A 13598-nucleotide genomic window follows, 5' to 3' on the forward strand; every position below is an offset into this window, starting at 1 on the left:
ATTAAGCAAAATTTAAAGGAGCTTTCGGCATCATATTACTGCCGTTGAACGCTGGTAAAGCCGGCAAAGTTAGACGCTTTCCGAACAGATTAAAAATATAACGTTCCGGCACGCGATTTGTTCTGTTCCATCCACAACGGCTGGGGTTCGGGTATGGCGTGATCACCCCAATGCAAACGTTTGTAATGTATCCTTTCTCAAAACAATCGTTTATTAATGTTCCATTTTGCACTCCTGGACGATTCTTTGGTTTAATAACGATAAATGCCATTTTTAAGCGTTTCAGGCACAATTTTTTTATCAAATGCGGGCAAAAGTAGTTCTTAAAAAGGTTGGTTATGGAAGAGAGTAGAAAAAATGATTTCGTTCAGGCAATCAGAGCATTGTGGATCGAGCAGAAAACCAGAGAACTCCTTTATTTAGAAGCATTGAAGAAGGACAATATGGGCCCTTGCAGGCGCATTCTCAGCCAGGGCCATGTAAGTGCTTTATTGTTCCAGAAGGAGATCAAGTGGATATACGATTATTTTAAGTGTTTCCTCACAGATAAGGAGTTGGGAGAAACGAATCATATCACGGCGAGGGCAGCATTGAAAATGCTGGAAGACGTCGAAGAAAAAGAGGAGATCGCAACGTGCCTGAAAAAAGTGGAAGCGGCAACATTACAACTTTACAAAAAGCTCCGCATTTACGTCGATAAAGATTCCGAAGCAAGACAAATGCTGGACGAACATCTGGTCCGCATTTCAGAATTTTATGAATCGTTATGCAAGCTTGAAGTCGGAACGCGGACTAAGATCGGATATACGGCAGCGGCTTAACTTGCGCATTTAAATCTCATACAATTCAATCGGCAGGTCATCAGGATCGGCAAAGAATGTGAATTTTTTGCCGGTAAATTCATCTACTCTCACGGCCTCCGTTACGACATTTTTCTTACGCAGCTGCGCAATCGCCAGTTCAATATCATCAACCTGAAATGCAATGTGCCGCAAGCCGGTGGACTCTGGCCGGGACGGACGTTGTGGAGGGTCCGGGAATGAAAATAGCTCAATAATGTATTGTCCATTCAGGGAAAGATCAAGCTTATAGGAATTTCTCTCTTCCCGAAAAACTTCCCTTTCTATTTCAAATCCCAGAATTTCAGTATAGAAGCGTTTCGATTTGTCGTAATCCGAACAAATGATCGCAATGTGGTGGATGGCTTTAAGTAATTGCATAATGCTGAATTGTGAGGTCAAATATAGGCCGCAGATTTTTAGATCCTGATAAATATCTTTCGCACGTATAACCAGTAAAGGATTGCCCATTCCACAAGCAGGATGATGGCACCGCGAACCAACGGCTGGTAATCTAAACCAAATATCAAGTCGTAATTCTGGCTTATATTGATCCTGAATGAACTGTCTATGAAACTCACAATGGTCTCAGCCATGACATATGCCACGATCGAGTTGGTCCCGATGACGACAAGCGGGAAGAAGAATTTTTGTTTTTGATTTACATCAACAATAAAATAGAATCCGGCCAGGAACAACATACAGATCCCTCCACTAAATAGCGTCCACGCAGGCGTCCATATCCGTTTTACGATCGGATTGATGCCGGTAAAATTCAGGATCAATGCTAACGCGAGGAGAATCGCCGCTGTTAAGGCGAGGCGTTTCAATAACCAGATGGATGAAGTTGCGGATTTCAGCCACTTTCCGGCAATGAGACCGAGGATCATGGTTCCTAATGTTGGAATAAAACTTAATGTGCTATATCCGCCACTGTTAAATTTAAATGTTTCGGGGCGCGGAAATAAATTCAGGAACCAGCGGTCAAATGCCCAGGCAATGTTCGTGTTTTTATTCCAATGCGCTGCAAAGCCTTTCAAATTATGCTCCCAGTTTGCCACATTGCCGGTTTCGGACCAGTCGAAATATGGGCCCGGTAAGCTGTATAATGCGAATGCAAGACCATATGCCGCCAGAATTCCAGCCAGAGCGCCCCACTGCGTGCGCTCACCAGTAAAGCCCAGCGCAAACAGGATTGGGTAACCCAATCCGATCTGAGTTAATGTGTCTTCAAATGTGAAATTGGTTTGCTCACTGTGCATGGAACGGAGGAAAATACCCAGCAGAATCAATGTCAGCGACCTCCTGAATGTATGCAGCCACATCACTGTGTTACTTTGCTCCCGACTGGCGCGGCTGGCAATGGAGTAGGGAAGTGCCACCCCGACCAAAAATGAGAAGGAAGGCTGGATCATGTCGTGCAGGGAGCAGCCAACCCATTCTACGTGACTTTGGTGAAAGCTCAGGAAGGCCCAAAATGCGCTCGCCGGAAACGCGTCGGCAACTTTTCCCAGCCGCAGCACTTCGGCCATCATCAGGAACATGACGAATCCGCGATAGGCATCGATGGATGAAACACGTTTGGGCGCGGGTATATACTCTTTCAAATTTTGATGGGTTTAGTCAGAGCATAAAAGAAAAAACCTCGCCGGATATACCCAGCGAGGTTTTTTGTATTCAAAAATATCGTTTAACTAAACATTCATCTTTTTAAGCTCCTTCACTGCATGGTCTGCCGCACGTGCGGTCATGGCCATGTATGTAAGCGATGGGTTCACGCAAGATGCCGAGGTCATAAATGCGCCGTCAGTCACGTACACATTCTCTGCGCCCCAAACCTGATTGTTTTTGTTCAAAACAGATGTTTTAGGATCATTACCCATCCGGGCGGTTCCCATTTCGTGTATACCAATTCCCGGGTGTTTTGAGTCGTCAATGTATGGCGTAACGTTTTTCAGGCCTGCCGCCTCCAGCATTTCTGCTGCATCGTTCATCATATCCACGCGCATTTTCTTCTCGTTTTCACCATATGCTGCATCAAAAACTACAAGCGGAAGTCCCCATTTGTCTTTTTTGGTCGGGTGCAATGTGAAACGGTTTTTCTCATCCGCGATCATCTCGCCAAAGCCCTGAATGTTCATATTCCATCCGCCTGGCTCAGAAAGTGACTTTTTGAAATCAGCACCGAAACCGTCTGTTCCTACGCCGCGTCCCCAGCTTTCGCGGCTTGCGCCTCCCTGGTAACCAAAACCACGAATGTAATCGCGTTTGTCGTCGCCCCAGTTGCGGTAACGTGGAATGTAGATCCCGTTTGCACGTCGTCCGAAATAATACTTATCTTCAAAACCATCCACATCTGCTCTTGCGCCTACTGCCAAATGGTGGTCCATAATGTTACGTCCCAGCTGGTCGCTTTCATTTCCCAGTCCATTTGGGAAACGTTTCGACTTGGAGTTCATCAAAATGGAAGCCGAGGCAATGGCCGAAGCGTTCATGAAAATGATCTTCGCGTAGTATTCTTTGGTTTCCAATGTGTTCTGGTTGATTACGCGAACACCGGTTACTTTGCCCAGTTTATCATCGTAAATCACTTCCGAAACGATAGAGTCCGGCACCAATGTAAGGTTACCCGTTCTCTGTGCAGCAGGAAGCGTTGCCGACTGTGTGCTGAAATAAGCTCCATAGGGGCAACCGCGCATACACATGTTACGGAACTGACAAGCAGCACGTCCCAGTTCTGTATGGAGCGCTTGTGGCTGGGTAAGGTGCGCTGCGCGACCCATAATGATATGGCGGCCTGCAAATTTCTTTTCAACTTCCCCTTTTACGTGTTTTTCAACACAGTTCATTTGCATGGGCGGCAGATAATTTCCATCCGGCAGCACATCCAAACCATCTTTTGCGCCGCTGATCCCGGCGAATTTTTCCACGTAATCATACCAGGGCGCAATGTCCTTGTAACGGATCGGCCAGTCTACGGCGATGCCGTCTTTTGCATTCGCTTCGAAATCCATTGGGTTGAGGCGATAGCTCTGGCGTCCCCACAGCAGCGAGCGTCCGCCTACGTGATAGGCACGGATCCAGTCAAACTTACGCGTTTCGTCGTAAGGGTTTTCTTTATCGTTTTCAAACAGGTAAGCCCATTCTTCATTGGCTGTATAACCAGTCCGGATGCCTGCCCAGTATTGCTCTTTTGCAATGGTGGTCACACGGCCTCTGTGCTCAAATTCCCACGGAGCCAGGGTTGCCGTTTTATAATCTGTAATATGCTTGATGTCGCGGCCTCTTTCGAGCATAACCACTTTCAAGCCCTTTTCTGTCAATTCCTTAGCTGCCCAGCCGCCGCTGATCCCCGATCCAACCACGATCGCGTCGTATGTGGTTTGTTTCGCTGCCTTTATGTTTAAATTCATGATGAATGTTTTTCAATATTAATGACTCGGCCAGATCCAGGCCTATAAAAGAATATTCGAACAAGCAGTGCTTACATTGCCCATGCTTTTTGCCCCGGCTTGTAATCGATGCAACCGTCATATCGGCCCGGAACTGCCACATATTCAAGTGCTTGTGTAGCGCCTTGCTCCGATGTGAAATAGCCTAACAAGGTAAGCTCCTTTAATAAACGGAAGAATGGGACTGGTGCATCCGTATATTCTTTTCCGGCTTCTGTATACTTTTTCTTTTCCGTGTCTGCCTTGGCCAAATCCTGCTTGGACGCTTTTTCCATTTCGGTCAGGATCGCCGTTCTTTCTTGTGGCGTTGCCTTCATGAAATCTTTCTTTTCAAGCTCCTCCAATCCTTTGTTAAAGCTTTTCTGCTCGGGTTCGGAATAGCAGTCCTTCATCATTTTTTCAATAAACTCGCCCACTTTCGCATCTTTCGCTCCCGGCGTGTCTGTTTTTGGAATAATCATTTCGGTAACCTCAGCAACCAGCGCCTGTCTTTCCGGGGTGAACGGAAATGTAATCCCGGTAGCAGTATCAGAAGCTTTTTTGCAGCTTTCGAGAAAAGCCAGCATGGTGGGGGCTGAGAGTGCACCACCCATTAAAAGTGCCACACGACCAAGGGCATCACGTCTTTTCATTTGATATACTTTATATGATAGGTTAACAATCCAAAGTGTAATAATACATTTGATTAATGCAATTTTAAAATGCTTGCTAATTTATGAAATAATCTCTGTTTGCGGGTTCTTAGAATAATTCTATATAATGTTTAAAGCTGCTATGTAGCTCACTATCAATGCGCATATCAAAATTAAAAAAGCATTAATGTGAACAACAATAGCCGGGGCGCTTTTACTGGCCGCAACAATGAACGACTTACATTACCATTAAATTGCAACCACGGATGTCAGAATTGTCAAACCGGCCCATGACATAAAATGAACCTTCTTTTTCCCCGAATCTGCCGAGGTCCTGGGTCTCGATGAAGGAGCAGCTATCGAGGTTGGCCAGGTCGATGACATTGATTCCGCCCGTTTTGGAACTGTTGATATTGTGATCGTAAATCGCAAAGGGATCATTGATATCCCGCAGCAAAATGCGCATTGAAAATCCTGGCATGAGCAGCCCCGCGCCGTGTGAATAGCCTTGCGAAAGCATTTCGGTCATGCCGTATTCAGAATGGATTTTGTTAACCCCAAGTTTGCCGGTAAGGATGTCATGAACTTCTTCTCTTAAAAGCTCCTGCCGACGTCCTTTCATGCCGCCAGTATCCATTACCGTAAGTTCTTTAATATTGGCTAAAAACGAGAGATCGTGGACACTCTCAGCCAGGTCGAGCAGCGCAAATGTCACACCCAGCAGAAGGACCTTCTTTCCGTCAGGGTTGTTTGCAAGAAAATTGAGCGTTTCAAGCAGTTCATCCACATTTTTAAGATAAAAACCGGATAATTTTGACCGGCTTTCATCAATAAAATGTTGCATCATATACACCAGCGAAGAGTTGTTTCGTTCAAGGTATGATGGAAGCAGCGCCAGAATATGGAACTGTTTCAGGTAACCAAAATTTTCCTGAAAAATGCGGGTGGAGACGTGCTTATATAAGGTCTCGTCGAACAAATGGTGCTGGCTGGTTTGCTGCCCGGTTGTTCCGCTGCTTTGAAAAATAATGGATGCAGCAGGCAGGTCACCGCTCCGGATAATATGGTTTTTGAAAAACTGGACCGGCAAAAATGGGATCTGCGTCAGGCGGGTTATTTGCTCGGGCTTAATGTTCAGGTTCTGGATATATTGATGATAAACCGGATTGTATAGTGCCTGATAACGAAAAATTTCGAGCGTAAGGCGTTCGAAATTAGCAGGTTGCAAGTTCAGGACCTGCTTGCGGAGTTCCTGCCTTTTTTCGGTTTGAGATTTGTTGTTTTGAAGTTCCAATACTGTTACTTTCGTAGAAATATAAATACAAAGCTAATATGCAATTGAAAGTTTCCCTATTCATCATTTTGGCAGCAGGAGCATTTGGCTGCGTGGATATCCCGGACTTTAACGATACGCCGAAAATCTACTATAACGGCATTGACCAATATACCGAAGTAAATGATTCGACCGGAAAAAATATCCGTGAAAATGTGATCATTACCATTGATTTTGAAGATGGAAATGGGGACCTCGGTGCTTCTGCCGACGAGCGTTCGGATTCTTCTTTTGTAAGACCTTATGGAAAATGGGGCAACTACGAGCTGGTTACTGCAAGAAGAGGTGCTGACGGCAAATGGACGGAGTCTATCCTGGCGGAGGATCAGTATAAATGGATGCCAATTTTGAAACCGGATGGCAAGCCAGGTCCTATTAAAGGTAAATTGGATCTCAACACCAGCTTTTTATATGGTAACAGCACAGTTCCGGTTTACGTGAGATTCAAAGTGCGTATCCGTGACAGGGCGTTGAATGTCAGCGAGCAGATCCAGACAGACAGCATCCAGGTTCCAGGTTACCGTTAAAATTAAGAACTCTTCAAAAGATCGCATATGAAAGTTGTTCGCGCATTAGTCATCGTTTTTTCAGCTTCATTAGCTGCGTGTGTGCCTGCACCGGATTTCGATTCGGTTCCCAGGATCGAATATTCTGCCATTGATCAATCCACTGAAACGGATCCCTTAACAGGGAAAAAGTTGCGGGAGAATATCGTGATTACAGTGACTTTTGAAGATAAGGACGGAGATCTTGGGGCAACGGCTGATGAACGTTCGGACGAGACCTTCCAATCGATATATGGCAAGCGGGGAAATTATGAACTGGTAACGTTCACTAAAAATCCCGATGGCTCCTGGGACGAGCGAATTTTGTCCAGTGACTCAACAATGTGGATGCCTATCCTGAAACCTGACGGTAAGGCGGGCCCGATAAAAGGAAAACTCGATTACGAACTGAGAAGGCCCTACGGAAACAGTTCGGTTGACATTGAACAGAAATACAAGGTCAGGATCCGGGACAGAGCCTTGCATTACAGCAACCAGGTTGAAACGGATATTATTACAGTTCCCGGTTACAGATAAAAATTACTTATTCAATAATATTAGCATTCAGCAGGATCCGGAAAGTTGTTCCCCGGCCGATTTCTGAGCTTTTCACAAACAGCTTTCCTGAATGATAGTTTTCAATAATCCTCTTGGCTAATGTCAATCCCAATCCCCAGCCGCGTTTTTTCGTGCTGAATCCCGGATTGAAGATCTTGTTCATATTAGCCTTGCTCATTCCTTTTCCCGTATCCGCAATATCAATCCAGATTTCTCGGGTATTCGGCGGCGCTTGAAGCGTTACATTGATTTCACCAATGCCGCCCATGGCGTCCACCGCATTTTTGCAGACGTTTTCAATCACCCATTCAAACAGGTTTTTATTAATTAATGCAGTCTGTTCATCCGCGAGCTGGTTGAAAACAGAAAACTTCACTTTGGACGAAACACGTTTTTCCAGATAGCTGATAAAATTCGTTACGATCTCGGTAACGGGCTCTTCCTTTAATGTGGGCACCGAACCAATGTTGGAAAACCGCGTAGTGATCATTTCAAGCCGGATCACATCTTTTTCTATCTCTTCTGCAATCGACGGATCAATGCTCGGGTCGCTTCGGAAATATTCCACCCAGGCCATTAATGACGAAAGCGGTGTTCCGAGCTGATGCGCCGTTTCCTTGGCCAAACCAACCCAAACACGGTTCTGCTCGGCTTTCCGCGCTGAACTAAATGCCAGGTAAGCCAGGTAACCGATCAAAAGCATGACCGAAAGCTGCAAGAATGGGTAGTAACGTAATTGTGTGAGCAAGAATGAGTTACTATAATAAATGTTCCCTGTGCGGCCCTTTCCCAAATCAACCGGAATTGGCGGATGTTCCAATTTCATGTCGGCGAGCTTGTCCTGGATAATCCTTTCCCGTTCGGCAGGGCCTGCGTTTTTCGGAAATACAATGTTCTTGTTGGGATTAGGGAGATTGTTTTCATTTACATAAATAACCGGGATCTGATAAAAATTCACTGCGTCCTGGATCACCTGGAATACCACATTAAAGTTTTCATCAAAAGGACTATTGAACACATATCGCATTCCCTCGGCATAAAGCTGAACTTCCCTTTCTTCGCGCTGTTCCAGTTCCTCCACCAACTTATCTGTATAGAACAGTGAGCCAATGCTGAGCAGAAGCAGGATAATGCCAATGATGTATTTATAAAAGCTTTTCTGATCGTAGGTGTCCATCAGAGACCGGCGCAGGCGCTGGCTGTTCAGAATGGCAACCGGATGCAGTCGAAAACGAGGCTTTTGCTTTGGAGTTTCGCTAATCATTCATGGGCGGGCACGCATTTCCCGCAGTTAATGTTATATCCTGTAAATAACGTAAAATATTCGTGCTTAGTGGCCTGTAACGAAAGAAATCAATGTTTGCATGCGGTTGTTATTTGTAAGATTTCTAAATAAACTTCCGGTGCTTTACACACGTTCTTATTGTAAGTTTTGTGCCGTACTTTTGTGAACCGAATAAGAACCAGTGATGTATAATCAGTTCAAATCAATCAGTTTATCACATCGGAATGCTACTCTGGCGATCAGAGAACAGCTTGCATTGAATGAGGCGGAGGCAAAAAGCATAATGCTCAGGCTGAAAGATTTCTTCGATGTTTCTGATGTCCTTGTTGTCTCCACCTGCAACCGCACCGAAATATACTATTCCGCCGCAACGGACTTGAATGAGGAAATTATCAAAATGCTTCTCATCCAAAAGGGTGTGACTGACATTGATTCCTTCAAATCGTATTTCGAGCGTTTTTCAGGAGGTGAAGGTGCTGTTCAGCATTTATTCCAGGTGGCTACGGGCTTGCAGTCGCAGGTTGTCGGGGACATGCAGATTCCAAATCAAATTAAGCATGCATATCAATGGTCGGCTGACCTTAACATGGCCGGGCCATTCTTACACAGACTTTTACATACGATTTTCTTTGCCAATAAGCGCGTAGCGCAAGAGACTTTCTTCCGCGATGGAGCTGCGTCTATTTCTTATGCGGCCGTAGAATTGCTGGAAGGCTTAATGCCCAATCCAAAAGTGCTGATCGTAGGATTAGGCGAAATTGGTGCGGATGTTTGCCGAAATCTGGCCCAAAAAGCAACTTCGGAGGTTACCATCGTCAACCGTTCAAGGGACAAATCGGATAAGCTTGCTGAGGAACTTGGTTTCCGCGTAGCTGACTTTTCAGACATTGAAGGCGAAATTTCCAGAGCTGATATCATTGTTTCTTCCATCGTTCGCGACGATCCTTTCTTCACCAAAGAAATGATGGTTCGCCTGCGCGGGATGTCTTTCAAATATTTCATCGACCTTTCTGTGCCACGCAGCGTTTCCCCGGAAGTGGAAGAAATTCCCGGCGTTATGCTCTATACGATTGATTCTATCCGTTCAAAAGCAGACCAGGCATTGCACCGCCGACTGGAAGCAGTGCCGCATGTGCGTGAGATCATTGATGAAGCGGTGATTGAATTCAACGACTGGTCCAAAGAAATGATCGTTTCACCAACCATTCAGAAGCTGAAAGGTGCGTTGGAACAGATCCGAAAAGAAGAGCTGACGCGTTTTACCAAAAACCTGACAGATTCCGAACTCGAAAAAGTGGAACGCATCACCACCAGCATGATGCAGAAAATTCTCAAACTCCCTGTGCTTCAATTGAAAGCAGCCTGCAAAAGAGGAGAGGCAGAAACGCTTATCGATGTGTTGAATGATCTCTTCAATCTCGAAAAACAATCAGAGAAACATTAATTAAGATTTTATAGAAAGCAAAAAAGAAAGGATGGCATTTGCCATCCTTTCTTATGTATTACCTTACCCTCCACAATAATTAATTGTTTCTTATTACATTCCCATTTTCTTGATAAATGGTCCTGCTATTGCCAAAACCTCTTCCATAGTCAAAGGTTCGTCAAATGATTCTGTTACAGTATCTCTGCTGATACCAACAACTCCCGACAGTGTAGCAGCATCCAAACCAGCGTGAACTGTGTTAGACTCAGGTGTTGAACCTTTGTATACTGCCTCTGGGAAGCCTTTATCCTGTGTGATCCATCCTTTCATCATTGGATCTTTTTTCAGGTGGCCGATGATTCTTCTTACCAGCGAAGCATGGCGTGCTTCTACTGAGTGAACTTGCAATGCATATTCCAAAATAGCAGGAGCAGTGATCAGGTTACCAGCTTGGCCTTTGTAGGCACGAACACCAGTGTCTTCCAAGGCTGCTGAGATCGTGATGAATGTCATGAAGTTAGTCCATGCATCAGGGAAAGCACCACCATAAGTGAAGTCAAACTGAGGACGATCAACAGCAGCGCTGCCCAATGCACCTTTCAGAAAGTCAACGTGTTGCGTTTCATGTCTTTCAATTTGAGAGAATACCAAAGTATATTCCGCAGGAATAAAATTGGTCATTCTGTTTGCCTGAAAGTAAAATGTTTCTTCTAGATATTCGAGTGTTAGTGCGAAATTAAGGACTTCGGTAACAGAAGGAGTTGCTCCGTAGGCTTTGTTAACAACGGCAGCAAATGCAGTAGGAACAGCAGCAGTTGCCAAAGTATTTCCTATGCGGTTCATAAACATGCGACGGGTTGTATGCGCAAGGCGTCCTGCTGCGTCACCGTCAACTTGTTGAATGCTATCTAATATTCTAAAAATATTCATGTCAGTAAGTTTTTTAAATGTTAGCGTGGCAGATCTTTTCCACTGATTTTATCCATAATAAATGGTGCAACACCGCTCAGAATTACGGACGGAGAGAAAGCATTTTCCAAGCCCATATTGTTGATCTGTCCACCTGCGAATTCCAATGCGTTCGGGTTGATCAAGTCAGCGATTGCAGAAGCGTGTCTTGCTTCAACTGATACGATCTTACCAGCAACAAGCAGATAATTGACATCCTTGATCAGCTTGCCAGCGCCGTTGTAAGCAGCTACGCCAGTATCTTCAAACAATTTTGCAGCGCCAAGAACACTCGTACGGTCTGCGAAGTCAATGGCAGAGAAGTTTGGGGTAAGGCCTTTGATAGCATTTGATCCCAATGCAGCTTTGAAAAATTCTCTGTGGACGATTTCGTGGTCACGAATGTCGGTAAGGATCCATTTTTCCATATCTGTCATGTTCAGATAAGGAGTCATCATTACTTGCGTATAGAATGCAGCTTCAAGCTGTTCCAATGCATACGCATAATTAAGAATCCCAAGATCGCCTGTTCCCAGGTTCACTGTGTCATCTGATGCAAGATCCTGCTCTGTGCAGGCACCAAGGATAAAAGCTCCCGTGGCAGCGGCAACACCCGCAGATCTCAGGAAGTAACGTCTGCCCACTTTTGATAGCATTGCGCCCTCAGAAGGTTCAGGATTTTGAGTTAATGTTTTGTTCATATCAAAAAGTGTTTGAAGTTTATTGTGAACCGTTTTAGAATTTCCGAGCTGGTCCTGGCAGACTTACGCTGTATAAATCTTTATGGATTAAGCAGAAAGAAATTATCTTGCAACTTTTAGGAATACTATTTTTTGATTTTGCATTAAACCAATTTAAACAAATCATATTCGGTAAAATCGTTGGATTATTTAATTAAAAGTATTTTTCAAATATCTTGAAATAAATAAAAAAAGGGCGCTATAATTAAATAGCGCCCTTTTTTTAGATGTGAATTACAAACCAAATCCCAAAGCAAAGCCTTTGACAGATCCTGCGAAATCGGAAACTTTTGTTGCGCTTCCGTTCGTAAGGTTAATGGAGTATAATCCGGTATTTCCGCCTACGGTAAGCATAGCGTAAGCCATGCCCGTTGTACCGCCGATATCAAAGCCATTGGCTGCATCAACATCGACGCCCAACGCCCCGATTTTTTCAAGACCGCCGTCGTTTGGTGGGTTTTGCTTGAACAAAGAATTTGATTCGCTGTCTATATCATATAACACTGTGCTGGTTGTGCCTGCAAAGCTGTTGGTATAAGCCGCTGCATTCACGAATGGTGTTCCAGGTCCAGGCACGAGTTTCAATGATCCGTCCACAAGTGTGATGCCGTTTGAAACATTGATACGAAGGTTTTGTCCTGTGTTGCTAACAATGCGCAGCCTGTCAGCAACCGGGTTGAAGTCGAAACCGAAGCTTGTGCCCATTACTTTGAAATTAGGATCATCCAGGTAATGCAGCGGAGCAAGCGCCTTGGCAGCAGCAGTTGCCAGGTCAAGTCCGTAAAGTTTTCCGTCTGAACCCAGTGCATGCAAACGGCCGTCTGCCGGGCGGAAGTCAATTCCTTCGATGTTTACTCCCGTTGGTAAGCCTGTGATCGCTTTCTCGATGCGAGTTCCTGCGTTCATTGGATTGAAGATCAACAGCTTGTTGGATGCATCAACGGCATAAGCAACCGGGCTTGTAGGAATTGCGATGCCAATGATCTTGCCGGTAGGAAGATTTCCGATTTTGGTAAGCGAACCCGTCGTAAGGTTGATTTCTGCCAGTTCCCAGATGTTGTTCACTTTTACAGAAGCAATCGCATAGTTGTTGACAGAAGAAATGTCAAATCCACCAACATCCTGAATGTCTGTTCCCAACGGCCCCACTTCCTTTAAAACGCCATCATTAGGAGGCATTTGCAGGAAAAGTTTATCCACATCCGGATCAATGTCATAAAGCTGCGTGGTTGTTGCACCAGCCACATTGTTTGTATAGGCAGCAGCGGCAACTTTCACATCATTATAACCTTTCAAATAACCATCCAGTGCAGCCAATGCATTGGTTTCCGGATGCAAACGCATATTTTGGGCAGTGTTTGTAACCAGCCTGATGCGGTCAACAGTTGGGTTGAAGTCAAAACCAACCACTTCCGGGCCTGAAATACCTGGATTGAATGGAACCGGGCTTATCACCGTAACTCTTCCCGGATTAATGTCGGAGCGAAGATTAACCGTGTAAATGTGATTCTTGTTTCCTACTGCGTAGAGCTGGCCTGTTGCAGGACGGAAATCAATGCTCAATAATTTTTCATTAGGCTCCAATCCTGCGGAGATCGAAAGTGTGCGGATGGGCGTACTTGGGTTTTGTACATTTAATTCATAAATCTTGTTGTCGCTTGTTAATGCGTAAAAAATCTGGTTAGGAGCGCTCACCAGCGGCACCGGCTGGCTATCGAGTTGGGTTTGTTCCGTACAAGCCTGATTTACAAAGACCAGACCAGCGAGAAGCAGCGAACTGCCGGAGACGGATCGCAAAATTTTAGAGATTTTCATACCATTTTGGTTGAGTGTGACAAGT

Annotated in this window: 14 protein-coding genes; 4 read left to right on the forward strand and 10 right to left on the reverse strand. The window is 45.0% G+C overall.

Features of this window, described 5'->3' with window-relative positions; all coding sequences use genetic code 11:
* Position 1: 1 nt before the first annotated feature.
* On the reverse strand, positions 2 to 271 hold the full coding sequence (locus L0659_RS06785; RefSeq protein ID WP_235124983.1) for a hypothetical protein: 270 nt from the start codon (positions 269 to 271) through the stop codon (positions 2 to 4).
* A gap of 67 nt (positions 272 to 338) precedes the next feature.
* On the opposite strand from L0659_RS06785, the gene L0659_RS06790 reads away from it, so the two are divergent.
* Positions 339 to 821 (forward strand): hypothetical protein, encoded by a 483-nt coding sequence (locus L0659_RS06790; RefSeq protein WP_235124984.1) that lies wholly within the window; start codon positions 339 to 341, stop codon positions 819 to 821.
* Between the two features lie 9 nt (positions 822 to 830).
* On the opposite strand, the gene L0659_RS06795 is transcribed toward L0659_RS06790, so the two are convergent.
* The 5 genes from L0659_RS06795 to L0659_RS06815 form a co-directional block, all read right to left on the reverse strand.
* A complete protein-coding gene (locus L0659_RS06795) occupies positions 831 to 1220 on the reverse strand; it encodes a VOC family protein (protein ID WP_235124985.1) in 390 nt (129 codons plus the stop codon).
* Between the two features lie 38 nt (positions 1221 to 1258).
* Positions 1259 to 2446: an acyltransferase family protein gene (locus tag L0659_RS06800; protein ID WP_255726993.1), complete on the reverse strand. Its 1188-nt coding sequence runs from the start codon at positions 2444 to 2446 to the stop codon at positions 1259 to 1261.
* Positions 2447 to 2533: 87 nt separating this feature from the next.
* A complete protein-coding gene (locus L0659_RS06805; RefSeq protein ID WP_235124986.1) occupies positions 2534 to 4252 on the reverse strand; it encodes an FAD-dependent oxidoreductase in 1719 nt (572 codons plus the stop codon).
* Positions 4253 to 4323: 71 nt separating this feature from the next.
* Positions 4324 to 4923, reverse strand: coding sequence for a gluconate 2-dehydrogenase subunit 3 family protein (locus tag L0659_RS06810; RefSeq protein WP_235124988.1), 600 nt, complete (start codon positions 4921 to 4923; stop codon positions 4324 to 4326).
* A 238-nt stretch (positions 4924 to 5161) separates the two neighbouring features.
* Complete coding sequence (locus L0659_RS06815; RefSeq protein WP_235124989.1) at positions 5162 to 6217, reverse strand: acyl transferase; 1056 nt, start codon at positions 6215 to 6217, stop codon at positions 5162 to 5164.
* 38 nt (positions 6218 to 6255) lie between these two features.
* Here L0659_RS06815 and L0659_RS06820 point away from each other — a divergent pair, with 38 nt between their 5' ends.
* The gene (locus L0659_RS06820) at positions 6256 to 6783 is read left to right on the forward strand and encodes a hypothetical protein (protein WP_235124990.1); all 528 of its coding nucleotides are present in this window, start codon (positions 6256 to 6258) and stop codon (positions 6781 to 6783) included.
* Between the two features lie 27 nt (positions 6784 to 6810).
* Positions 6811 to 7338: a hypothetical protein gene (locus L0659_RS06825; protein WP_235124991.1), complete on the forward strand. Its 528-nt coding sequence runs from the start codon at positions 6811 to 6813 to the stop codon at positions 7336 to 7338.
* A gap of 7 nt (positions 7339 to 7345) precedes the next feature.
* Here L0659_RS06825 and L0659_RS06830 read toward each other — a convergent pair whose 3' ends face one another.
* Positions 7346 to 8623: a PAS domain-containing sensor histidine kinase gene (locus L0659_RS06830; RefSeq protein ID WP_235124992.1), complete on the reverse strand. Its 1278-nt coding sequence runs from the start codon at positions 8621 to 8623 to the stop codon at positions 7346 to 7348.
* 205 nt (positions 8624 to 8828) lie between these two features.
* Here L0659_RS06830 and hemA point away from each other — a divergent pair, with 205 nt between their 5' ends.
* Positions 8829 to 10088, forward strand: a complete 1260-nt coding sequence (gene hemA, locus L0659_RS06835; protein ID WP_235124993.1) for a glutamyl-tRNA reductase — start codon at positions 8829 to 8831, stop codon at positions 10086 to 10088.
* Between the two features lie 93 nt (positions 10089 to 10181).
* Here hemA and L0659_RS06840 read toward each other — a convergent pair whose 3' ends face one another.
* The 3 genes from L0659_RS06840 to L0659_RS06850 all read right to left on the reverse strand — a co-directional run bounded on the left by L0659_RS06840 (position 10182) and on the right by L0659_RS06850 (position 13573).
* The gene (locus tag L0659_RS06840; RefSeq protein ID WP_235124994.1) at positions 10182 to 11000 is read right to left on the reverse strand and encodes a ferritin-like domain-containing protein; all 819 of its coding nucleotides are present in this window, start codon (positions 10998 to 11000) and stop codon (positions 10182 to 10184) included.
* Positions 11001 to 11020: 20 nt separating this feature from the next.
* Entirely contained in the window at positions 11021 to 11719 is a 699-nt protein-coding gene (locus L0659_RS06845; RefSeq protein WP_235124995.1) for a ferritin-like domain-containing protein, read from the reverse strand.
* Between the two features lie 273 nt (positions 11720 to 11992).
* Positions 11993 to 13573: a DUF4394 domain-containing protein gene (locus tag L0659_RS06850; RefSeq protein WP_235124996.1), complete on the reverse strand. Its 1581-nt coding sequence runs from the start codon at positions 13571 to 13573 to the stop codon at positions 11993 to 11995.
* Positions 13574 to 13598: the final 25 nt, after the last annotated feature.

It is taken from the genome of Dyadobacter sp. CY347 (assembly GCF_021502655.1).
Classification (GTDB): domain Bacteria; phylum Bacteroidota; class Bacteroidia; order Cytophagales; family Spirosomataceae; genus Dyadobacter.

Coding starts and splice junctions, on each gene's coding strand:
- L0659_RS06785 (WP_235124983.1), bottom strand. CDS start 271: ATGGCATTTATCGTTATTAAACCAAAGAATCGTCCAGGAGTGCAAAAT.
- L0659_RS06790 (WP_235124984.1), top strand. CDS start 339: ATGGAAGAGAGTAGAAAAAATGATTTCGTTCAGGCAATCAGAGCATTG.
- L0659_RS06795 (WP_235124985.1), bottom strand. CDS start 1,220: ATGCAATTACTTAAAGCCATCCACCACATTGCGATCATTTGTTCGGAT.
- L0659_RS06805 (WP_235124986.1), bottom strand. CDS start 4,252: ATGAATTTAAACATAAAGGCAGCGAAACAAACCACATACGACGCGATC.
- L0659_RS06810 (WP_235124988.1), bottom strand. CDS start 4,923: ATGAAAAGACGTGATGCCCTTGGTCGTGTGGCACTTTTAATGGGTGGT.
- L0659_RS06820 (WP_235124990.1), top strand. CDS start 6,256: ATGCAATTGAAAGTTTCCCTATTCATCATTTTGGCAGCAGGAGCATTT.
- L0659_RS06825 (WP_235124991.1), top strand. CDS start 6,811: ATGAAAGTTGTTCGCGCATTAGTCATCGTTTTTTCAGCTTCATTAGCT.
- L0659_RS06830 (WP_235124992.1), bottom strand. CDS start 8,623: ATGATTAGCGAAACTCCAAAGCAAAAGCCTCGTTTTCGACTGCATCCG.
- hemA (WP_235124993.1), top strand. CDS start 8,829: ATGTATAATCAGTTCAAATCAATCAGTTTATCACATCGGAATGCTACT.
- L0659_RS06840 (WP_235124994.1), bottom strand. CDS start 11,000: ATGAATATTTTTAGAATATTAGATAGCATTCAACAAGTTGACGGTGAC.
- L0659_RS06845 (WP_235124995.1), bottom strand. CDS start 11,719: ATGAACAAAACATTAACTCAAAATCCTGAACCTTCTGAGGGCGCAATG.
- L0659_RS06850 (WP_235124996.1), bottom strand. CDS start 13,573: ATGAAAATCTCTAAAATTTTGCGATCCGTCTCCGGCAGTTCGCTGCTT.